The sequence below is a fragment of the Neptunomonas sp. XY-337 genome (assembly GCF_004959845.1).
Taxonomy (GTDB): Bacteria; Pseudomonadota; Gammaproteobacteria; order Pseudomonadales; family Balneatricaceae; genus Neptunomonas; species Neptunomonas marina.
Map to the genome: position 1 here is coordinate 185,654 of NZ_SPLL01000002.1, position 21,588 is coordinate 207,241.

General features: G+C 50.2%; 25 protein-coding genes. 13 read left to right on the plus strand and 12 right to left on the minus strand.

Annotated features, from left to right (window positions below):
• Positions 1-24 precede the first annotated feature (24 nt).
• The 3 genes from murA to hisD are packed head-to-tail and all read left to right on the plus strand — an operon-like array spanning position 25 to position 3,261.
• Entirely contained in the window at positions 25-1,287 is a 1,263-nt protein-coding gene (gene murA / locus E4L36_RS04515; RefSeq protein WP_136679407.1) for a UDP-N-acetylglucosamine 1-carboxyvinyltransferase, read from the plus strand.
• An 11-nt stretch (positions 1,288-1,298) separates the two neighbouring features.
• Positions 1,299-1,949 carry an ATP phosphoribosyltransferase gene (hisG, locus tag E4L36_RS04520; protein WP_136679408.1) on the plus strand — a complete coding sequence of 217 codons (651 nt, stop codon included), beginning with the start codon at positions 1,299-1,301 and terminating at the stop codon, positions 1,947-1,949.
• A gap of 4 nt (positions 1,950-1,953) precedes the next feature.
• Positions 1,954-3,261, plus strand: a complete 1,308-nt coding sequence (hisD, locus tag E4L36_RS04525) for a histidinol dehydrogenase (RefSeq protein ID WP_136679409.1) — start codon at positions 1,954-1,956, stop codon at positions 3,259-3,261.
• Positions 3,262-3,322: 61 nt separating this feature from the next.
• Here hisD and E4L36_RS04530 read toward each other — a convergent pair whose 3' ends face one another.
• Positions 3,323-4,465, minus strand: a complete 1,143-nt coding sequence (locus tag E4L36_RS04530) for a trypsin-like peptidase domain-containing protein (protein WP_276606060.1) — start codon at positions 4,463-4,465, stop codon at positions 3,323-3,325.
• 90 nt (positions 4,466-4,555) lie between these two features.
• Here E4L36_RS04530 and E4L36_RS04535 point away from each other — a divergent pair, with 90 nt between their 5' ends.
• Positions 4,556-5,317 (plus strand): Nif3-like dinuclear metal center hexameric protein, encoded by a 762-nt coding sequence (locus E4L36_RS04535; RefSeq protein ID WP_136679411.1) that lies wholly within the window; start codon positions 4,556-4,558, stop codon positions 5,315-5,317.
• A gap of 42 nt (positions 5,318-5,359) precedes the next feature.
• Here E4L36_RS04535 and E4L36_RS04540 read toward each other — a convergent pair whose 3' ends face one another.
• A complete protein-coding gene (locus E4L36_RS04540; protein WP_136679412.1) occupies positions 5,360-5,890 on the minus strand; it encodes a DUF1043 family protein in 531 nt (176 codons plus the stop codon).
• A gap of 260 nt (positions 5,891-6,150) precedes the next feature.
• Between E4L36_RS04540 and E4L36_RS04545 the strand changes: the two genes are divergently transcribed.
• Positions 6,151-6,402, plus strand: a complete 252-nt coding sequence (locus E4L36_RS04545) for a hypothetical protein (protein WP_136679413.1) — start codon at positions 6,151-6,153, stop codon at positions 6,400-6,402.
• A 23-nt stretch (positions 6,403-6,425) separates the two neighbouring features.
• Here E4L36_RS04545 and E4L36_RS04550 read toward each other — a convergent pair whose 3' ends face one another.
• From E4L36_RS04550 to E4L36_RS04560, 3 genes are read right to left on the minus strand one after another with little or no spacing between them, the layout of a single operon-like run.
• Positions 6,426-6,737 carry a S24/S26 family peptidase gene (locus E4L36_RS04550; RefSeq protein WP_346763624.1) on the minus strand — a complete coding sequence of 104 codons (312 nt, stop codon included), beginning with the start codon at positions 6,735-6,737 and terminating at the stop codon, positions 6,426-6,428.
• A gap of 5 nt (positions 6,738-6,742) precedes the next feature.
• The gene (gene sodN / locus E4L36_RS04555; protein WP_136679415.1) at positions 6,743-7,243 is read right to left on the minus strand and encodes a superoxide dismutase, Ni; all 501 of its coding nucleotides are present in this window, start codon (positions 7,241-7,243) and stop codon (positions 6,743-6,745) included.
• Positions 7,240-7,692 (minus strand): hypothetical protein, encoded by a 453-nt coding sequence (locus tag E4L36_RS04560; RefSeq protein ID WP_136679416.1) that lies wholly within the window; start codon positions 7,690-7,692, stop codon positions 7,240-7,242. Before E4L36_RS04560 ends, sodN begins: the two co-directional genes overlap by 4 nt.
• 94 nt (positions 7,693-7,786) lie before the next feature.
• Here E4L36_RS04560 and E4L36_RS17790 point away from each other — a divergent pair, with 94 nt between their 5' ends.
• From E4L36_RS17790 to E4L36_RS04580, 5 genes are all read left to right on the plus strand, one after another.
• A complete protein-coding gene (locus tag E4L36_RS17790) occupies positions 7,787-7,954 on the plus strand; it encodes a hypothetical protein (RefSeq protein WP_164847075.1) in 168 nt (55 codons plus the stop codon).
• 202 nt (positions 7,955-8,156) lie between these two features.
• A complete protein-coding gene (locus E4L36_RS04565; protein ID WP_127694187.1) occupies positions 8,157-8,738 on the plus strand; it encodes an aminodeoxychorismate/anthranilate synthase component II in 582 nt (193 codons plus the stop codon).
• An 18-nt stretch (positions 8,739-8,756) separates the two neighbouring features.
• Complete coding sequence (gene trpD / locus E4L36_RS04570; RefSeq protein ID WP_136679417.1) at positions 8,757-9,773, plus strand: anthranilate phosphoribosyltransferase; 1,017 nt, start codon at positions 8,757-8,759, stop codon at positions 9,771-9,773.
• A gap of 13 nt (positions 9,774-9,786) precedes the next feature.
• Entirely contained in the window at positions 9,787-10,602 is an 816-nt protein-coding gene (trpC, locus tag E4L36_RS04575; protein ID WP_127694185.1) for an indole-3-glycerol phosphate synthase TrpC, read from the plus strand.
• Between the two features lie 19 nt (positions 10,603-10,621).
• Positions 10,622-11,032: an OsmC family protein gene (locus tag E4L36_RS04580; RefSeq protein WP_127694184.1), complete on the plus strand. Its 411-nt coding sequence runs from the start codon at positions 10,622-10,624 to the stop codon at positions 11,030-11,032.
• Between the two features lie 71 nt (positions 11,033-11,103).
• Here E4L36_RS04580 and E4L36_RS04585 read toward each other — a convergent pair whose 3' ends face one another.
• From E4L36_RS04585 to E4L36_RS04600, 4 genes are all read right to left on the minus strand, one after another.
• Positions 11,104-12,207, minus strand: coding sequence for a branched-chain amino acid ABC transporter substrate-binding protein (locus tag E4L36_RS04585; RefSeq protein WP_136679418.1), 1,104 nt, complete (start codon positions 12,205-12,207; stop codon positions 11,104-11,106).
• A 147-nt stretch (positions 12,208-12,354) separates the two neighbouring features.
• The gene (locus E4L36_RS04590; protein WP_136679419.1) at positions 12,355-13,530 is read right to left on the minus strand and encodes a VWA domain-containing protein; all 1,176 of its coding nucleotides are present in this window, start codon (positions 13,528-13,530) and stop codon (positions 12,355-12,357) included.
• Positions 13,530-14,375: a MoxR family ATPase gene (locus E4L36_RS04595; RefSeq protein WP_136679420.1), complete on the minus strand. Its 846-nt coding sequence runs from the start codon at positions 14,373-14,375 to the stop codon at positions 13,530-13,532. Before E4L36_RS04595 ends, E4L36_RS04590 begins: the two co-directional genes overlap by 1 nt.
• Before the next feature lie 113 nt (positions 14,376-14,488).
• Positions 14,489-15,142 (minus strand): glutathione S-transferase family protein, encoded by a 654-nt coding sequence (locus E4L36_RS04600; RefSeq protein WP_136679421.1) that lies wholly within the window; start codon positions 15,140-15,142, stop codon positions 14,489-14,491.
• 113 nt (positions 15,143-15,255) lie between these two features.
• Between E4L36_RS04600 and E4L36_RS04605 the strand changes: the two genes are divergently transcribed.
• Positions 15,256-16,140 (plus strand): LysR family transcriptional regulator, encoded by an 885-nt coding sequence (locus E4L36_RS04605; RefSeq protein WP_127694179.1) that lies wholly within the window; start codon positions 15,256-15,258, stop codon positions 16,138-16,140.
• 59 nt (positions 16,141-16,199) lie between these two features.
• Here E4L36_RS04605 and E4L36_RS04610 read toward each other — a convergent pair whose 3' ends face one another.
• The 3 genes from E4L36_RS04610 to E4L36_RS04620 are packed head-to-tail and all read right to left on the minus strand — an operon-like array spanning position 16,200 to position 20,246.
• Complete coding sequence (locus E4L36_RS04610) at positions 16,200-18,128, minus strand: TonB-dependent receptor (RefSeq protein WP_136679422.1); 1,929 nt, start codon at positions 18,126-18,128, stop codon at positions 16,200-16,202.
• Between the two features lie 55 nt (positions 18,129-18,183).
• The gene (locus E4L36_RS04615) at positions 18,184-19,485 is read right to left on the minus strand and encodes an ATP-binding protein (protein WP_169051471.1); all 1,302 of its coding nucleotides are present in this window, start codon (positions 19,483-19,485) and stop codon (positions 18,184-18,186) included.
• A gap of 47 nt (positions 19,486-19,532) precedes the next feature.
• Positions 19,533-20,246 (minus strand): response regulator transcription factor, encoded by a 714-nt coding sequence (locus E4L36_RS04620; protein WP_136679424.1) that lies wholly within the window; start codon positions 20,244-20,246, stop codon positions 19,533-19,535.
• A gap of 206 nt (positions 20,247-20,452) precedes the next feature.
• Here E4L36_RS04620 and E4L36_RS04625 point away from each other — a divergent pair, with 206 nt between their 5' ends.
• Positions 20,453-21,088 (plus strand): PepSY-associated TM helix domain-containing protein, encoded by a 636-nt coding sequence (locus E4L36_RS04625; protein WP_136679425.1) that lies wholly within the window; start codon positions 20,453-20,455, stop codon positions 21,086-21,088.
• Between the two features lie 4 nt (positions 21,089-21,092).
• Positions 21,093-21,587: a DUF2271 domain-containing protein gene (locus tag E4L36_RS04630; protein ID WP_136679426.1), complete on the plus strand. Its 495-nt coding sequence runs from the start codon at positions 21,093-21,095 to the stop codon at positions 21,585-21,587.
• Position 21,588 lies beyond the last annotated feature (1 nt).

Consider the following 21,588-nt stretch of genomic DNA (forward strand, 5'->3'; position numbering starts at 1 on the left):
TAACTGCGGTGGACCTTCCTTTAAATGGATAAACTGATGATTCAAGGCGGCGCTCGCTTGAATGGCGAAGTCCGTATTTCTGGTGCAAAGAACGCTGCTTTGCCTATCTTGGCTGCAACTCTGCTAGCCGATGAGCCGGTCACAATTTGTAATCTGCCGCATCTGCATGACATTACCACCATGCTGGAGCTCATTCGCCGTATGGGTGTTGAGCTGACGGTGGATGAAAAGCTCAGTGTGGAGATTGATACTCGCGCAATTAAAGAGTTTCATGCGCCTTACGAACTCGTTAAAACGATGCGTGCTTCTATCTTGGTATTAGGCCCGCTACTGGCTCACTTCGGTGAGGCCCAAGTGTCGTTGCCAGGCGGCTGTGCAATTGGAAGCCGTCCGGTTGATCTGCACATTCGCGGTTTAGAGGCGATGGGCGCAGATATTGAGGTAGAAGGCGGTTACATTCGCGCAAAATCGAATGGTCGTTTAAAAGGTGCGAAGATCTTTTTTGATGTAGTCACCGTAACAGGCACCGAAAACATCTTGATGGCAGCTACGTTGGCAGAAGGTCAGTCCATCATTGAAAACGCAGCACGTGAGCCCGAAGTAGTTGATTTAGCTAACTGCTTGATTGCCATGGGTGCTGATATCCAAGGCGCTGGTACCGATACGATTATCGTTAAAGGTGTCGAGTCATTGAAATCCTGCCGTTATTCGGTTATGCCGGATCGAATTGAGACGGGCACCTATCTGGTAGCGGCCGCTGCGACACGTGGTTACGTCAAAACGAAGAATACCCGAGCAGATATCATGGAAGCTGTGTTGCAAAAATTGCAGGAAGCGGGCGCGAAGGTTGAAGTCGGTGAAGACTGGATTTCGCTGGATATGGAGGGACGTCGTCCTAAGGCTGTGAATATCACGACAGCACCACACCCAGCCTTCCCAACGGATATGCAGGCACAGTTTGCTGCGCTAAATGCGGTGGCAGAAGGTGTGGGCCGAATTAAAGAGACGATCTTCGAAAATCGCTTTATGCACATGCAAGAGATGATCCGGATGGGAGCCAATGTTCTCATCGATGGTAACTCTGCAACGATTGAAGGCGTAGAACAACTGCGCAGTGCACCTGTTATGGCAACGGATTTGCGGGCTTCTGCAAGCTTGGTTATTGCGGCTTTGGTGGCTGATGGCGAAACTGTCATCGATCGTATTTACCATATCGACCGTGGCTATGAGTGCATAGAAGAGAAATTTGAAATGATCGGCGCAAGTATCCGTCGTATCCCAGGTTAAAGACACAGGTTATGAAAAAGCAGCAGTTGACGATCGCACTATCAAAAGGGCGCATTCTGGAAGAAACACTCCCTCTGCTTGAGGCAGCTGATATCGTTCCAGCAGAGAATATCTTTAAGAGCCGTAAGCTAATCTTTGATACTAACCATGACAACATTAAATTCGTTGTTATTCGGGCAACCGACGTACCAACTTACGTAGAGTACGGCGGTGCTGATATGGGTATCGCGGGTAAAGATGTACTTATGGAGCATGGTGGTGTGGGTTTATATGAGCCACTAGATCTTGAAATCTCGAAGTGCAAACTGATGGTTGCCGGCATGAAAGGTGCTGAAGCGGTCGAAGGGCGGATGCGTATCGCTACTAAGTTCGTCAATGTTGCGCGCCAGTACTTCGCGAAGCAGGGCCGTCAGGTTGATATCGTGAAGCTCTATGGTGCGATGGAGCTAGCGCCTATTATGGGGTTGGCTGATCGTATCGTTGATATCGTCGATACCGGTAACACCTTGCGCGCCAACGGCTTGGAGCCGATGGATCATATTGCTGATATCAGCTCGCGTCTCGTTGTCGGCCAGCCTGCAATGAAGATGAAGCATCGCCAAATTCAACCCATTCTCGATATGATGGAACAAGCTGTAAAAGCACGCCGCGATCAGGAGTAAAGAGATGTCAGCACCAGAAATTACGCGTTTAAGCACTGATCAGGCCGATTTTGATCAGCAGCTAGACAATCTGTTGGCGTGGGAGTCGGTCTCTGATGCGAAGGTCAACGCGATTGTTGATGATATCTTGGCTGATGTTCGAGCGCGAGGAGACGAAGCGGTTGTCGAGTTCACCAACCGGTTTGATCATACTAGTGCGGCGTCTATGGCTGACTTAGAGATCGGCCCACAACGCCTCGCTGCAGCATTAGCTAACCTTCCTGCTGAGCAGCGTGAAGCGCTGGAAGTGGCCGCTGCGCGTGTCCGTAGCTACCACGAAAAGCAGTTGACTGACTCTTGGAGCTATACTGAAGCCGATGGCACGATGCTCGGACAGAAAGTTACGCCTATGGATCGTGTTGGTCTTTATGTGCCAGGTGGCAAAGCGGCCTACCCATCATCGGTGATTATGAACGCTATGCCTGCAAAGGTAGCTGGTGTCGGCGAGATTATCATGGTGGTGCCAACGCCACACGGCGAGCTTAATGAGCTGGTATTGGCGGCTGCGTCTTTAGCGGGTGTGGATCGTGTCTTTACGATTGGTGGTGCTCAGGCCGTAGCCGCGTTGGCATATGGCACACAAACGGTGCCTAAGGTAGATAAGATTGTCGGGCCGGGTAACATTTTTGTAGCGACAGCCAAGCGAGCTGTTTTTGGAACGGTTGGCATCGATATGATAGCAGGGCCGTCTGAAATTCTTGTGATCAGCGATGGCCAGACAAATCCTGATTGGGTGGCGATGGATCTCTTTTCGCAAGCGGAGCACGATGAGCTGGCGCAGTCGATCCTTGTAACTGACAGTGCTGAGCACATTGAGGCCGTTATAGCTAGCATTGCTAAACTGCTGCCGACGATGGAACGCCGCGATATTATCCAAACATCATTACAAGATCGCGCTGCTTTTATCCTTGCATGTGATATGGATGATGCTATTGCGATCAGTAATCGTATTGCGCCAGAGCACTTGGAGTTATCGGTTGAAGACCCAGAAGCTATTTTGCCGAAGATTCGCCACGCCGGTGCAATCTTTATGGGACGTTACACCGCAGAAGCGTTAGGTGATTACTGTGCCGGGCCAAACCACGTACTGCCCACCTCTGGCACTGCACGTTTCTCGTCACCGCTAGGTGTATACGACTTCCAAAAGCGCTCGTCGCTTATTATGTTCTCAGCAGATGGTGCCTCCGAAATGGGTAAGGTCGCGTCGGTGTTAGCGCGCGGGGAGAGCCTAACAGCTCATGCGCGCTCCGCTGAATATCGCATCAAGAAGTAAATGCGTAACGATTAAAAAAGGCCTCGAAAAGAGGCCTTTTTTATTGATAGGTGTGGCACTTTTAACCGGGACGAGTCAGTGGGCGCTCGCCGACGATAATGTTGGTGTTGTAGCGTTTGCCGTTGCGAATAAATTCGATAGGGAGCTTGGTACCGGGTTTGACATCAGCGATCTCAATCATCGACTTACGCCCTTCAACGGGTTTGCCATCAATCGTCAGCATAATATCTCCCGGTTGTAACCCTGCTTGATGGGAGGGGCCATCCTTATAGATACCGGCAATGATAAGGCCGTTAACATCCTCAAGGCCGAATGACTCCGCAAGGCGCGGTGTCAGCTCTTGAATTTCAATGCCTAACCAACCACGGATAACTCGGCCGTGCTCGATCAGGTCCGTCATCACCTTTTTAGCAAGGCTAGAAGGTATGGCAAAGCCGATACCCTGAGATCCACCAGATTTAGAGAAGATCGCGGTGTTGATACCAACAAGGTTACCTATAGCATCAACCAATGCGCCACCCGAGTTACCGGGGTTGATAGCAGCATCGGTTTGCAGAAAGTCTTCATACGTATTGAGACCCAACCCGTTACGGCCGGTTGCACTGACAATGCCCATCGTAACCGTTTGGCCGACTCCAAATGGGTTACCGATTGCGAGCACAACGTCACCGACGCGTAAGCTATCAGAGCTTGATAGTGTGATGCTCGGTAGTTGTTTTAGCTCAGTTTTAAGGATGGCAAGATCTGTTTCTGGGTCTGTTCCAACAATCTTGGCTGGTGCTTCGCGGCCATCTTTTAACGCCACAACAATTCGATCTGCTCCGGCGATCACGTGATTATTGGTAATGATATAACCTTGCTGGTTAAGAATAACTCCTGATCCAAGGCTTGATTGAATGCGCTCGCGCTGTGGCATATCACCCAAATCAAAGAAGCGCTTAAACGTCGGGTCATCAACCATCGGGTGCTGTGTCAGTTTCACCACATGCTGAGTGTAGATGTTTACAACGGCGGGGGAGGCCGTTTCCACCGCATCGGCATAGGATATAGGGCCATTACCTAAGTGAGGCGTATCGGCAGTTGTCTCGCGAATCTCTACCGTAGTGACGGGAGGTGCAAACATATTCGGGAAAAACTGCAAAATGATAACGGCTATTAGCACACCCGTGACGATGGGCCAGCCGAGGAAATTCATGTTCCGCATCAATATAACCCAGAAGTGCTGGTGAAAAGAGTATAACGTCGTAGAATTATACGTCTTGATCAATCTGGTTGCTAATACGAGGGCTACTTTATGGCGTTACCTTTGCGTGAGTTGGTGAATTATTGTGATGGTTTGCTGAATACACACCTGTTCAAAGACTACTGTCCCAATGGTCTGCAAGTAGAGGGTAAACCAGAGGTTCAGCGCATTGTCTCTGGTGTAACGGCCTGCCAAGCACTCTTGGATCAGGCGGTAGAGCTAGAGGCGGACCTTGTGTTGGTTCATCATGGCTATTTTTGGAAAGGCGAAGACCAAACCGTCACAGGTATCAAAAAGCGCCGTGTGAATACACTTTTACAGCATGAGATGAGTTTATTGGCATATCACTTGCCGCTAGATGCCCATCCGGAAGTCGGCAACAACGCCCAGTTGGCGCGGCAGCTAGGCTTAGTTGTTGAATCCGGTCTGGATGGTGAACTAGGGCGCGCAATCGGTATGGTAGGTTATCTGCCTGAGTCTATGAGTGGGGCAGAATTTAGCCAGCAAATAGCGTCTGCTTTGGGGCGTGAGCCATTGCATATAGCAGGCATAGATCGGGAAATTAAGCGTGTTGCTTGGTGTACCGGTGGAGCGCAAAGCTATATTGAAAAGGCATTTTCTGCTGGCGTTGATGCTTACATATCTGGCGAAATATCAGAGCCTACGGTTCACTTTTCGCGTGAGGCTGGTATCGATTACTTTGCAGCAGGGCATCATGCAACAGAACGCTACGGCGCTAAAGCACTCGGTGAGCTGTTAGCTGAGAAGTTTAATCTTGAACATACCTTTGTTGATATTGATAACCCGGTATAAAAAAGGCCTCACTTAGAGGCCTGTCGGATGTTAAGCTAATCTCTACTTAGCTTTCTCATCCTCTTGTTTATCGGCGCTCTCTTTTGTCTCTTCTGAGGGCGCAGGTGCTTCTTGGGTATCTGTATTTACGCTGTAGGTTTCAGACAGCGTTCCCTCTTCATTTGGCTTCTTTGGCGCGTAGTCGCGTGGAGGCTCCATGCTTGTCACCGGTGCCTCGGTATCTGCTTCAGTGCTCTCTTCTTCTGCGCTGACCGGCTTCTCTTTTGTAAGTTGAGGCACCATGGTGGCCTCAATACTCTGAGCTGTTTTCTCATCGCACAGTTGTTGTGCGCTACTTGAAAGATGCTGAAACACATCGCGGTAGGATTCAGTCATTTTATTAACGAGGCTGGCAGTATCTTCAAAATGATGCGCAACTTGCTCTTTATAGCTCTGCAGCTCTTTTTTAGCGGCTGCCAACTCGGCTTCTTGCTCTGCGTTATTTGCATTGCCAGAGCGCCCCATCAGGTAACCTATCAGACCGCCAACAGCCAACGCGATAACACTGATAACCCAGATATTACTCTCTTCCACAGTATGCCCTCACTCGTCCAATCTGCATATTTGTAAGAGCAGTAGCATAATTCAATGCGGCCTATTTTCCTATTAACTGATGTCAAAGGTAGTGAAGTTTTAGGGGTGGTAAATTGCGACACTCGATTTTGCTTGGCGCGATGTCAGGGTCAGTGTTCAGCTCTGTTGTTGTGTTGGCGGCCCACGCCCAAATTTGTGGCAACAGAAGAACTGCGTTTTATCGGCTAAACTAAGTTGAAGTCAGCAACGAAGGTTCGAGTATGCTCTCAACATCTTTACTGGTTTGGTTGCTAAAACTTTACGGCAGCTACGCGTTTTTCTTGGCATTTATGCTGCAAAGCTCGGTAACGCTGACGCTAGGCTTCATCGCCTTTGTTAGCGCAACGCTTTTACGTTTACGCTGGTTACGAACGTTGCAGAATTGGCGGTTATTAGGGCCTTTGCAAGCGAAGCAGTGCCTTGTGTTATGGCGGGAAGGGCGGCACTTTGAAGTAGAGCGTATTCGCCACTAGATCGATTAGATCGCGTTTCGCGGTTATGGTGCGTTTCGCGCCGGTAGATGAGGGCGGCGTATATGCAACACCACGCGCCCGATAATAGCGTTTTTTTCGATCGTGCCCATCTGCTCCGTTGATGTGCTGGTTGGGTTATCACCTATGAGCGCAAAGCTATCCGTCGGGTAAACCTCTTTGATCCGCTTAACGATCACGCCGTAAAGCGAGTGCTGCACAACAACAATATCATCCACTTTATATCGGCGTAGTCGCCCTTTGAAAGAGACAATAAAATCACCGTCGCATAACGACGGTGACATACTATCGCCCCGGACACGGTGGATAGACAACAAACCGATTAGCCCAGTTTAGGGTAAACAGTTTGCATCTGTGGCGGGTATGGGCAATCAGCTGTATAAGTGTCAACGCCTTTCGTTTGCCAAAAACTCGCCGCAAACTCGTTGACTAATGTAAGTAGCTTTTCGCCACTCTCTCTGCCGATGCCTTGCTTGCAAGCCGAAGCTGTCAGCATGATTTGATGGACCAGCTCATGCGTGTCAGGGAACTGTTCGAATTGCGGCTGCTTGAAATAATCTCCCCAAATGGTGCGTACTTCCTCTTTGACTTTGGCGGCGTGAATCTCTTTTTCACGCACCAGGCGGCTAAGTGTCGCGTGGTCGGCCAAGGTTAGTTGCTCTTTCTGCTCAAGCTCTTGGATTAGGTCGATGAAGCGAATCACGCTCAATGCAGCAATCTGAGCGATTTGGGGATCATAGATTTTGCACGGGATGTCGCAGTGAGCGTCTGCAGTGCTGAACGGCTTGATACGGTTGATTGTATTTAACAGGGAGTAGATCACTTTGAAGCTCCATTGTGTTGGGTTGTTTGGGTCGTTGTGCAAGATACGTCGCGCTCGTTCTCTAGCCAGTTAGTTGGGCAACTGAGTGGATCATTGAATACGTCGTAGCTCTGAGCGTGAATGAGATAAGCGGAATAAGTTTGTTTGAGGCCTCGATAAATAGCGGCTTTACGTGCTTGAGAGGAAGTCTGCATAAAGTGCTGGGTTAAATACCCATAAAGTGCTTGAATCTCTTTCTCGGCCTTGGCTGGCTGGTCCTTGAAGCAGTAGAGATCCGCCAAGTTGAGGTAGCTGACCACCAGTGCAGCCACGGCTTCATCCTCATCAAACCAATGTTGAAACAGGTGGCTGGCGCGAGCTTTTGCCTCCTGATAGTTGCGTTCGGATAGATCCAAATCAGCTGGATAATTTCGATTGCCAGCAGTAATGAGTTGCTTCCATTCATTCATTGGTGTATTTAAAGAAAATGTAATTAATAATAATTATCATTATATTATAATTTTTTCCGAAGTCTATAAAACCAGAGAACGGAGTAACTGGGGAATGATGAAATCAGAGAAGCGCTACTCGAATAAAGAAGCTGTCGGTGTGGGTATGGGAGTTGGCACATCCATTGGTGTTGGCGTGGGCATTGCGACAGGAAGCACTGCTACTGCCGTTGGCTTGGGTTGTGGCATCGCTATGATGATGGCGTTCGCACTCAAGCGTTAATCTTCCATCCCCCTCCTTGTCTCTATGCGGCGATCTGTTCCGTCGTGTCTAATCTTGGTAGTTCTACAGAAAGCTGTGGTAAAGTTAGCTGCGCTGTAGATCACTACTTTCCACCCCTTAGCGATAACAGCTTGCGAAGGTCTGGCGGCTGTACATTTCTATAGATAGCGTCGATCAGTTACAGTTATAGGTTACCGTTTACATGCTATTGATGATCGATAATTTCGATTCTTTTACACACAATATTGTCCGGTATTTAGGGGAGTTAGGCGCCGAAATAGAGATCGTGCGCAATGATGAAAAATCTCTGGAAGAACTCTCAGCCATGCAGCCAGAGAAGCTGGTGATTTCACCAGGCCCAGGTACCCCCGCAGGAGCTGGCATCTCAATGGCGGCGATTGAACACTTTGCAGGCCGAGTTCCGATCTTGGGCATTTGTTTAGGGCATCAAAGTATTGGTCAAGTGTTTGGTGCCAAGGTTGTGCGTGCAGAGCAAGTAATGCATGGTAAGAACTCGTTGATTTATCATGAAAATACCGGAGTTTTTCAAGGCTTGAACAACCCACTAAGCGTTACTCGATATCATTCGCTATTAGTTGACCCTGATAGCCTTCCTGACTGTTTGGAAGCCACAGCATGGGCTGAACGAGCGGACGGTGGGAGAGAGATCATGGGGTTACGCCATAAAGAGATGCCTATTGAAGGGGTGCAGTTCCACCCTGAGGCGATCATGACGGAGCAAGGGTACGAGTTGCTCGAGAACTTCGTCCACCCAAAACGTTGAATGTGATTGGAGAGTTTGATGAATATTAAAGAAGCACTGACAGCGGTTGTTGGTGGACAGAACCTTTCGTCTAGTCAGATGCAAGCGGTGATGCGGCAGATCATGACCGGCCAAGCGACAGATGCGCAAATTGGTGGTCTATTGGTTGGGCTGCGTATGAAGGGCGAAACGGTCGATGAGATATCTGCTGCGGCCAGCGTTATGCGCGAGCTTGCGACACCAGTCGATATCACTGCGAGCAATGCGGTGGATATCGTAGGAACGGGTGGCGATGGTGCCAATCTATTTAATGTCTCGTCCGCGTGCGCGTTTGTTGTTGCCGCTGCCGGCGGCACGGTGGCTAAGCACGGCAATCGCTCTGTCTCTTCAAGTTCAGGGTCTGCTGATCTACTTGAGGCTGCAGGCTTGAAGCTAGACCTGACGCCGGAGCAAATTGCCCGTTCAATCGACGAAGTTGGACTAGGCTTTATGTTTGCGCCACAGCACCATAGTGCGATGAAACATGCCATCGGCCCACGCAAAGAGATGGCGATGCGCACGATCTTTAACGTACTTGGTCCGCTGACGAACCCCGCGGGTGTGAAACACTATTTGCTGGGAGTGTTTGATAAAGCACTATGCCTACCGCTAGCGCAAGCCCTACAAACGCTGGGTGCGAAGCATGCTATGGTTGTACATGCACAAGATGGTCTTGATGAGATTAGCTTGTCCGGTGAAACCTATGTAGCGGAGCTAAAGGATGGCGTGGTGTCTGAGTATGTCATCTCGCCTGAAACCGTTGGCCTAAAAAGCAGCACGTTAGAGGGGTTGCAGGTTGAAAGCACCGCAGCCAGCCTAGCGTTGATCAACAGTGCTTTTGCCGGAGAGAATGATAAAGCAATGGCGATCATTGCGTTAAATGCTGGCGCAGCGCTTTATGTGGCCGATACAGTAGAGAGCCTCCGAGAGGGCGTCGAAAAAGCAAAAGAAGTTATGTTAAGCGGTGCCGCTGCACGGAAAATGGCGGAGGTTGCGGCTTTCAGTCAAGGACTATAAGAAGAGTATAAACATGTCAGATATACCTACGATTTTAAAACGGATTTTAGAGCGAAAACATGAAGAGGTTGCTGAGCGTTCAGCAACTAAGAGCTTGGCTGATTTGGAGCGTCAGATTAAAGCCCAGTCCAGCAATTCCGAGATGCAGCCACGCGGCTTCACAAATGTACTGGCACACTCCGTAGCAGCGGGTCTGCCGGCGGTTATTGCTGAGGTCAAAAAAGCTAGCCCCTCGAAAGGCGTGTTGCGTGATCCTTTTCATCCGGCGGAGATTGCTCAATCCTATGCCAAGGGTGGAGCGAGCTGCCTGTCGGTGCTTACGGATGCTGATTTTTTCCAAGGTCATGAGTCATATTTACAAGCCGCGCGGGAAGCGTGCTCGTTACCGGTTATCCGCAAAGACTTTCTGGTTGATCCGTACCAAGTGTTTGAAGCGCGAGCTATCGCCGCTGACTGTATTCTGCTGATTGTTTCGGCGCTTGAAGATGCTCAAATGAAAGAGCTGAACGATCTTGCGATTCGCTTGGGTATGGATGTGTTAATCGAAGTGCATGATGGTGATGAGCTAGAACGGGCTCTGCGTTTGGATAATCCATTAGTTGGGATAAACAACCGCAATCTGCACACCTTCGATGTGACACTCGACACAACGTTCGAGCTGCTCAATCACATTCCTTCGAATAAGATTGTGGTAACAGAGAGCGGTATTCTGAGCCGTGAAGATGTTGCTGCGATGCGTGCGCGCGAAGTACATAGTTTCTTGGTAGGGGAGGCGTTTATGCGTGCTGAAGACCCAGGCCAAAAACTGAAAGAGTTGTTTGATTCATAATAGATAGGGTGACAAGTCGATGAATGTAGAGGTTAAGTGGGATGGCGATGTTCGCTTTCAGTCCACAACTGGTTCAGGATTTAACGTAACCATTGATGGTGAACAAAAAGCGGGCCCGCGTCCTATGGAACTGATTCTGCTGGGACTAGGAGGGTGCACGAGCTACGATGTAGTGGGTATTCTTAAAAAAACCCGTCAGGATGTCGTTGACTGTGTCGCACAGATCACCTCGGAGCGCTCGGACGAAGTGCCAGCAGTATTTACCAAAATTCACATCAACTTTGTTGTGACAGGCCGCGATCTGAAAGAGAAGCATGTGGCGAATGCAGTGAAGCTCTCAGCAGAGAAATACTGCTCCGCCTCTTTGATGCTAGAGCGCGGTGGTGTAGAGATCACGCATAGCTTTGAGCTGGTAGAAGCGGATTCATAAACGTTGTAAGCGTAGCGCCAGAAAAAATACCCGCTTTGTGCGGGTATTTTTTTGTCGCAAGAAAGCGTTATTTACAGCGGGGAACCCGTGCCATCTGCATGCCACTGGTAGATGCCAAACTCAAAGCCGATCAAATCGCCTTTCTTATCCCAGGTCAGTGGCCCCATCGCAGTATCTACCGTGTTGGCACGCAAGAAGTCTGCGACTTCTGCAGGATCTTGTGCACCGGTCTTCTCAATCGCTTTTACCATCGACTGCACAGCGGCAACACTCGTCCATACGAATGGACCGGTTGGGTCTTGGCTTTTCGACTTCATAAGATCAACGATAGGCTTGTTTTTCTCTAAGAGGTCATAGCGTGATGGCAATGTCACGAGTAAGCCCTCAGCGCCTTCACCAGCGATAGAGGAAATCTCTTTGTTACCAACCGCTTCAGGGCCCATAAATTGTGCTTTGAAGCCTGTCTCGTGGCTTTGGCGTAGGATTAAGCCTAGCTCTGGGTGGTAGCCACCGTAGTAGACGAAGTCGACGTTGTTCTTTTTCATCTTCGTGATTAAGGAAGAGAAGTCTTTATCGCCTGCGGTGATGCCTTCAGTCATGACGATGTTGATACCCGCTCTCTTCAGCTCGTCATGAACTGACATTGCAATCCCTTCGCCGTACTGCTGCTTATCGTGCACGATGGCAACGTTTTTAGGCTTCAGATTCGCAAGTACGTACTTGGCAGCGGTCGGGCCTTGGTCTGAATCAAGACCGATAGTGCGGAAAATAAGCTCGTGGCCGCGCTCGGTGATTGATGGGTTGGTGGAGCAGGTGATAGCGAGGACACCTTCCTCTTCGTAAACGTCTGTGGCAGGTTGCGTCGAACTTGAGCACAGGTGACCAACAACGAATTGAACGCCATCGTTAACCACTTTGTTAGCAACCGCTACTGCTTGTTTAGGGTCGCAAGCGTCATCATATTCGATCGCTTCAAGCATCATACCGTTGATACCGCCCGCTTTGTTGATGAGCTCGATGGCAGCATGTGTGCCTTGGAATTGCATATCTCCATATTGCGAAACCGTGCCAGTTTGTGGCCCAGCAATACCGATCTTGAGTGTGTCGGCGGCATTCGCAAGACTGACTGCCAATGATAATGACAGTACACCAAAGGACTTCTTCAGAAGATTCATTATTGTGATCCTTTATTATTATTGAGTTGCCTTGTGAGCAGGTGTGCTCATGCAGCCATCAAAGCTATCACAGAGCTTCCTGTCTTTAAAGTCAGTAAATTTCGTGGGGGAATCTAGGCAAATGGGGGTGTAGCTAGCGGCCGCTAGCTACTTGGAAAGGTGGCGGATACCGGCTTCTAAACCTGCCAGTGTCAGCGGGTACATGTGGCCTTCCATCATCTCCTGTATTGCACCGGTGGTGTGGGTGTATTGCCAGTAGCGCTCTTGGGTTGGGTTAAGCCAGATTGCGCGTTCCCACACCTCAAGAATGCGCTGCATCCAGACTTGTCCGGCCTCTTCATTCATATGCTCAACACTACCGTAGCGATGGAACAGCTCGTAGGGCGACATCGCCGCATCACCGACAAAGATCACGCGGTAATCTTTACCGTAGGTATGCAAGACATCTAACGTCGAAACCGTATCGTCAAAGCGACGGCTGTTATCACGCCATAGCTTTTCATACACCATGTTATGGAAGTAGAAGTACTCGAGGTGCTTGAACTCAGAGCGCGCGGCAGAGAACAACTGCTCACACAGATGGATGTAAGGGTCCATCGAGCCGCCAATATCAAGAAACAGCAGTACCTTTGCGGCGTTGTGACGCTCAGGAACCATCTTGATATCTAGTAGGCCTGCATTGTCGGCCGTGGACTTAATGGTATCGGGCAGGTCCAGCTCATTGGCAGAGCCTGTCCGAGCAAACTTACGTAACTTGCGCAGCGCAACTTTGATATTACGCGTACCCAGTTCAACGCTATCATCAAGGTTCTTAAATTCGCGCTTTTCCCACACCTTGACTGCTCTTTTATGGCGGCTTTGGCCGCCGATACGCATCCCTTCTGGGTTGTAGCCGGAGTGTCCAAACGGCGATGTTCCGCCGGTGCCGATCCATTTGTTACCACCGGCATGGCGTTTCTCTTGTTCCTCTAAGCGCTCTTTGAGTGTTTCGAGCAGCTTATCTAAGCCGCCGAGTGCTTCAATCTGCGCTTTCTCTTCATCGCTGAGGTGTTTTAAGAACTCAGCGGCTAACCAGTCCTCGGGGATCACGTTATCCGGGAATAGGTTTAGCGCTTCGACCCCTTTGAAATAGTGGCCAAACGCGCGATCGAAGCGATCAAAATGTTTCTCGTCTTTGATCAGACATACCCGCGCGAGCAGATAAAAATCGTCAATGCTGCAAAATGCAACGCGCTGCTTGAGTGCTTCGAGTAGCACCAGCAGTTCGTTTAGCGAGACGGGTATCTGAGCCCGGCGTAAGGTGTTGAAAAAATCGATCAACATCAGCGGTTATCTCGGCGTGCCATAAATGCCAAACGCTGCAGCATGTGAACATCTTGCTCATTTTTCAATAACGCACCATAGAGTGGCGGTAAAGCGTCTTTGGCATTGGGGTTTTGCAGCAGTTCTGCTGGAATATCGTCGGCTACGAGTAGCTTGAGCCAGTCGATCAACTCTGAAGTGGAGGGCTTTTTCTTCAGGCTGTTAAGCTCGCGCACCTTGAAGAACACTTCCAGCGCTTCATGCACAAGGTCATCGCGAATACCTGGGTAGTGGACATCGATGATCTGCTGCATGGTGTCGCGATCAGGGAAGTTAATGTAGTGGAAGAAGCAGCGGCGTAGGAACGCATCGGGCAGTTCTTTCTCGTTGTTACTGGTGATAATGATGATCGGGCGATGTTTCGCTTGGATGCGCTCGCCCGTTTCGTAGACAAAGAACTCCATCTTATCGAGTTCGACTAGCAGGTCATTGGGGAATTCAATATCGGCTTTATCGATCTCATCGATCAGCAGCACGACCTGCTCATCAGCATCAAACGCTTCCCAGAGCATCCCTTTCTTGATGTAGTTTTTGATGTCGTAAACTTTCTCATCACCTAACTGGGAGTCACGCAGACGCGAAACTGCATCGTACTCATAAAGACCTTGCTGTGCCTTCGTTGTGGACTTTACATGCCAGCGCAGTAAGCGCTTACCAAGAGATGCGGCCACCTCTTCGGCGAGCATGGTTTTACCGGTGCCGGGTTCCCCTTTAACTAACAGCGGGCGTTCCAGCGTAACAGCAGCGTTAACTGCCATACGTAGCTCATCGGTTGCAACATAACGTTCGGTACCAGTAAAGGCCATAGTGAGAAAATCCTGTAAAGCTAAGTAAATTCCCTGATCTTAGCAGATTTTCTGAGCAGGAGAAGCCGTTGAACACTCTGTTGCCAACGGCTTTCTCAGCAGGCGTTGATGGGTTAAACAGGTTCGCCTGCTTCATCTTCTGGAACGATATCGGTCTCTTGTAGGGCCGCGTCGAGCCACGCTTGCATGGCAGGGTGTGCAATCATTGCATCTGCATAGCTCTGCGCAGCAGGCGAAAGCGAGACACCATAAGTGCGGAAGCGCAGCACCACTGGAGCAAACATCGCATCGACAATACTAAACGCGCCAAACAGATAGTCACCTTGGCTAGCGTATTGGCTACGTAGGGATGCCCACAATGCCTCAATACGGCGAACGTCGTTTTGTGCCTGCTCAGATGCCTCGATTTTGCGCAGTGCTCGGCAGTTCATCGGCATCTCGTTACGCAATGCGTTGAAGCCCGCGTGCATCTCATTGGCGATAGCGCGTGCATGTGCTCGGGCTGCAACATCGCTAGGCCAACCTGCGCCCTCCAGATAGCGCTCGTTGATATACTCACAGATCGCCAGTGACTCCCAAACAATCACGTCACCATCTTTTAGCAACGGGACTTTATCCGCACAGTTAAAGGCCTTCAGTGTGGCGTAGAACTCTTCACTGAAGAGCGCTAATTGATGCTCTTGGAAGGGGACGTCAAATGCTTTCAGCATCAGCCAGCCGCGCAGTGACCAAGAAGAGTAGTTTTTGTTACCGATATACAGATCCATTGGGGTTCCTCCTAAATGACTTTCCGTTATTCTTATGGAGATTCCCGCCTGTGACTAACGAATAGTTTTGATGGCAGATATTGGTTTTGTTGATAGATAGAGGACCCCCGAAAATGGATATTGAGGCGTTACGCAGCTTTCTAGCGTTTGTTGATACGGGCAGTTTTACGCGTGCGGCAAAGCAGCTACATCGTACTCAAGGTGCGATCAGTATGCAGATGAAACGGCTCGAAGAGGAGGCGGGTAAGTCTTTGTTTATTAAAGAGGGACGTCAGTTAGCGTTGACCGAACATGGGCGTAAGTTAGTCAGTTATGCGCGGCGTATTGTGGCCATGCACGATGATGCGCTGGGCGATCTGCAACGGGGGCATGAGCACCCTCCTATCATCATTGCCAGCCCCGATGACTACGCAGAATCTGTGTTGCCGAAAGTGATGGCCCAGTTGGTCGCTCGGCATCCAACGCAAACGTTTAAGCTCCTGTGTGATAACAGTACGAACCTGCGACGTATGCTAGACAATGGCGAGATCCATGCGGCGATTCTTACCCGTGCCCCAGAGCATGATGAGGGCTACCTTTTGCACCACGAACGCGGCGTTTGGGTGCATGGTGGTCATGCTGAGTTATTTGATCGAGAAGTGCTGCCGCTGGCGTTGTATGAAGCCCAGTGTAAATTTCATACCACTGCCATTGATGGGTTAGAGAAGGCGCTGCGGCCCTATCATCTGTTAGCAGCATCATCCAGTGCTACGGCGATTAAAGCCCTACTGCGCGAAGGTTTAGCGGTCAGTGCGATGGCTGTTTCAAGCCTCAGCCCTGATATGTTTATTGTCGAGCGCCCTGAATTACCTGAACTACCCGCAGTGGATATTGTGCTGGCACTCTCTTCGCTGACGCATCCGTTACTCAGCGCATCAGAGGTGGCCAGTGTGGCCAAAGTTGTGTTGCAGCAACAAACGCTAGAAGCGCAACAGGTGGTGATCCAACAGGCGGTTTAGCCGAAAATATAAAAGCAAAAAAGCCGCGGAAGGGGAGCGCGGCTTCTTTGCAGACCTACTTAAAAGCGAGTTGCTAGTGTTAGGCGAATATCGCGGCCTGGCTCTGGTAGACCGATGATGTTGCCCGAGCTTGTCGACACGCCGTAGCTTGCATGGTTCAAGTACTGCTTATCAAACAAGTTCTTCACCGTTAGCGTCAGCGATAGGTCTTCGCTGCCTGTTGGTAACCACTTAGCGTAAACGTCATGCACACCGTAGCCTGGCTTTTCAGCACGCTCTGCATCGAGGCGTGTCAGGCGCTTAACCAGCTCCGTTGACCAACCCAGTTCTAGGTTCAGTGCTGGCATTTCGTGCGTTAAAGATGCAGTCAGTGTATCGCCAATAGACGTACCGATACCCATGTTGCCATCGTCCAGCGGTTCGCCATCCAGTTCAGGGCGGTTATGGCTGTAGCCGAGGTTGAACTCAGTATTATCTAAGCGGTAACCAAGGTATGCGCTGATACCTTTCACTTTAACGTCGCCTGCGTTACCAACCACGCTGCGAGAAATACGCGAGATAGCGTTATCAATGCTCATAACGTAAGCAGTAGAACCGAAGCTTAGCGCATCCATCTGGTAGTCAAAGCCAACTTCAAAGTTTTCAGCTTCTTCTGCTTTACGGTTCGGGTCATTTGTTGCCCAGTTCAGCAGGAACGCTTCTTTGACGTTAGCACCGCGCAGCGCTTGTGCATAACCGGCACGCAGTGTCAGCGCGTCGTTAACAGCATAGTCAACGCCAACATTCGGGCTAAAGCCGCTGTGGGAGAAGTTCTGGCCGATGTTATCGTCCAGATCATAGTGGTCGTAGCGTACACCTGCATGTAGCGTTGTTTTGGCGTTGAGTGCGAACTCATCCTGCACGTATACACCGATTACATCGAGTTCTTCATCAAGCTGCGGGCCATCAGCCTCTGGGTTGATGTAGTAGCCGGTATCGTTGCGGTAGTCCGTACCCACCGTTACGCGGTGCTGGCCAAGATCCATGGTGTTACGCAGGTCATAACCGAAAGATTCTACGCCCGCTCCGTACTCAGCTTCGCCATCGGGTTGCTGCGTAATATACGCATCGGTGTGGTAGACGTTGGCGCGTACGTTAACGTTTGGATTGTTGGGCGTTAACTCATACTGCACGTTGGTTGTTTTACGGCGGCTCTGTTGTTGGTTGTCTTGGTTCCAGCCAGCGCTGATGAAGTGCGGACGTACATTACGGCGGCCATCGTCGTTACGAATTTCATGGCTCAAACGTACAGTTTGATCAGGGGTGATGTGGCCAACAACTTTGAATAAGCCGCTATCGATCTCTGATTTTGTGTTCGTTAGCTCGTTACCACGTCCGTCGACAATGTTATCCGTGTCTTGGCGGGTGAGTGCCGCTAGAACAGAGATATTATCGTTAACGCGGCCAAACGCATTGGCACTCACTTTGTAACCATCAGCGTTGTCGTAGTAGCCTGCTTTTAGCAACATGCCCGCTTTTTCGCCATCACGCAGCAGATCTTCTGGGTCTTTCGTAATGAAACGAATAGCACCGCCCAACGCACCGGGGCCATCTGTAGCTAAGCCAGCACCAGCATTGACTTCAACACGCTTGATCAGCTCAGGCTCGATGTTGAGCTGGCCTTGGTGGTGGAACATATAACCGGCTTGCTGAGCACCATCAACAGAGATGTTTAGGTTAATGTCCTCAACGCCACGCACGTACACTTTCTGTGCTGTGCTAAAACCACCGCCCACAGATACTTCAGGTGTCTGGCGGAAAATATCTTCTAGATCAGTCGCTTGGTAGCGCTCTAGTGTCACTTGCTCGACCTGCTGTTCAGCAGGGTTTGCGCTACCAGTGACGGTTACTTTTTCGGCATTGACGGCATTGCTGTCCGCGTGAGCAGTAGATGCAACGGCAGTCGCAATAGCCAAGTAAAGTAGGCGTTGATGCGTGGGTAGTGTCATGGTTGTTCTCTTAAATCTTAGTGGTTATTAATAATGGTAACGATTATCAATAACTTTATTGATTTGGTGCAGTAGATTTACATGTTTTACAACTTGTGTTGCTGATGGGTAGCTCAATACCGACAGTCAAGCCGCCACTAGCGGCATTGTATGCTGCGATCGTGCCGCCCACTGACTCGATATGTCGCTTGGCCAACGCAAGCCCTAAGCCAAAACCTCCTGCTGAGCGGCCGCGGGCTTTATCGACTCGGAAGAAGGGGGCGAAGATCTGCCCGAGCAAATCATCCGGCACACCGGGGCCTTGGTCGGCAATCATGAGTTCACAATGAGCTAAATGGTGATGGAGTGTCACGCTGACGCGCTTACCCTCAGGGGTGTAACGCAATGCGTTGCGTAAAATGTTCTCAATCGCTTGGCTCAAAGCCCGTTCACTGGTGTGTTGAAGGCAGAGTATGCGTGGCAGTTGCAGTGAGAGCTTATGGTTTGGAAACTCGAAGCGGCAGTCATCTGCGATCACTTCAATCAGGGTGCAGAGGTCAAGATGATCCTCCAGCGAGCTGCGTGTCTCATTCTGCATCCACGCGAGCGTCAATGTGTCCTCGGTGAGTTTACGCATCAGTTCAACTTCGTGGCGTACGCGTGATTCATGCTGCGCAGGTAAGGTTGGCAAGCTTAGCTCTAGGCGCTGTAGCGGCGTGCGTAGCTCATGCGATAGATCGTGAATAAGATGGCGTTGGCTTTGAATGAGCTCGCCCACACGGCTGGCCATTTGATCAAACGTTGTGGCGAGCCGGCCTAACTCATCATCGCGGCCGCGCATCTCTGGTGTCAGGCGAGTGGCATAATCTCCCGCTGAAAAACGCTGAGTGGCATGCTCTAGCTGGCGAATGGGAGCCATCACATGGCGATACAGCAGCACACTAAAGATCACCATAATGATCATCGGTAGGGCCAGATGCATACCAAGGTGCACTGCCGGCCAGAGTTCACCCGGCATCATTCTATCGGGAAGCCGAAATAGGAACACTGTTCCGTTGCTATCGAGAGGCAGGTGAATGGTCGGGTTGTCGTGGTAGAGATGGATCGCATAATCGAGATTGCGACCTGCTTGGATAGCGATCTCGTTGTTATCGATGCGCCCGCCAATGGAGGAGTGTTGGATCGATATGACGGTCGCAAAGGTTTGCTCTTCAGTTTGTAGATTGGTTAGCCAGTTAAATAGCGCTTCTTCGTCATTCAGGTACGCTTTTGCTTGTTGCTGGTAGGCGCGTATTTCGGCCTTGTATTCAGGCGCTATGAGGCTCATTTTGCGCTCAACATGTAGGCTTAATTCTGCAATCAGATAAACCAACGCCATGCACCCAATCCCTAGGGAGATGCAGAGCTTCCAGAAGAGTTTGTGATTCATGTCAGGCTATAGCCCTTACCATGACGCGTAACCAAACGCGCACTATCAAAGCCAACATCTTGCAGTTTGCGGCGTAGTTTACTGATATGCATATCTAAGCTGCGGTCATAACGGCTATAGGGCCGATCCATTAGCGTCTGATATAAATATGGCTTTGATAGGGTTTCGCCCTGTTGCTCGGCGAGCAACCATAGCAGGCGAAACTCCATGGCTGTGAGTGGCATCGGTTCACTCTGCAGCATCGCAACTTGCTCGCGAGCAAAGAGCGCTAAACCATCTCCCACCGTTAACTTATTAGACCTTTTCTGCGGCTGGGCTTCATGGCTGCGGCGCATAATCGCGTTGATGCGAAGTAACAACTCTGTGACGTTAAATGGCTTGGGTAGGTAGTCGTCAGCGCCACTGCGAAACCCACAAATTCTATCCTCTTCGGCACCACGAGCACTGAGCATTACCACGGGTGTATCGGTGTGTTGACGCAACTTACTAAGGACCTCAAAGCCGTCCATTTTTGGGAGCAGCACATCGAGCAGAATAAGGTGGTAGGGCTCTTTCAGTGCCTCTTGCAGACCGCTTAGTCCGTCAAATGCTTGCGTCGTGCAGAAACCGTGGTGGTCAAGCTGTTCACGTACTAGGGCACTGAGGGTTGGGTCATCTTCAATCACCAATATTCGGGGTGATTCGATAGCGGGGATAACAGCGGCATTCATGAATAGCTTCCAATACTCCTGAGGGACTAAAACAGGAGTGCTATGTTAAATAATATTAACAAATATGAAAATGACTTTTATTATCATTTGTATTTGTTTTGGTTGCTGCTCATCTGTTGGGTGCGTATGTAAAAGTTGTAAAACCGAAAGTAACTCGCGTGTCTTTATTGATAATGAGAATAATTATTAATAATTAGTTCGTATCAATGACACACCGTAATTCGCGTTCGGCTGCCGCTGCTCGCAAAGGAACCAGTGCGCGGTTAGCTCGCGCTATTCACCTTTACACCTCCATGTTCATGCTGGTTGTGATGCTCTTCTTCACCATCACAGGGCTTACTCTGAATCATCGCGATTGGTTTGAAGGTAAAACACAGCCTGCTCAGCGCGAACTGCAGTTGCCTGATCGGCTTGTCCTGCAGGACTGGCAAAGCGAGCCGTTAGATGCCGCGGCAGATGTGAGGCGCTGGTTACGCGACGAGCACCAGTTTTACGGCCACCAAGTGGGTTACGACTGGGATGGTGAAGAGCAATGGCTGGTGGTTGATGTACGCAGGCCCGGTGGTATGAGCATCGCAGAGGTTGATGTGCACAGCGGTGCTGTGTTGTTAGAGCATAGCCAGTTTGGCGTGGTCGCCGCGCTTAACGATCTGCATATGGGGCGCTATAGCGGCCCGATATGGGGCCTCTTTATCGATCTCTCAGTTCTCATGTTGCTGGTGTTTACGCTCAGCGGTTTTTGGTTGGTGCTTGGTCAACGCCGCAAACGCGCCCGTCTATTTATGTTGAGCGGGGGTGGCTGCGCGTTGATGGCAGCGTTTTATTTCACGGTATTGGTGTAAAGCAATGAGACAAAAAAGTATCAGTGTAGTGGCGTTTCTTCTGATGTTGGCAGCGCCACTAGCTCCGGCGAGCGATGTGGTTGTGAGCTTCTCTGTGCCCGAGTTTTCAGATGGTCCAAAGCAGCGTCCCTATGTTGCCATATGGCTTGAAAAGCGCGGACAAAAACAGGCGATACGTACGTTTGAAGTATGGTACGAGGATAAAAAGTGGCTCAAGGATTTACGCCGTTGGTGGCGCAAATCAGGCCGCTACCAAGAGGATATTGACGCTATTACCAGCGCCACTAAGCCACCCGGTACCTACACCCGCAAATATACCTTTCCTAAGGAGCTACTGGAGTCCGGAGGGAAATATACCTTGTACATTGAGGCCGTTCGCGAACACGGCAACCGCACACTACTAAAGCAACCCATTGATCTTTCAAATCCTCTGCCACAGTCTTTCGAGCTGGAAGCAGGTAAGGAAATTGGCCCCATTAACATTCGTCTTGGAGACTAAG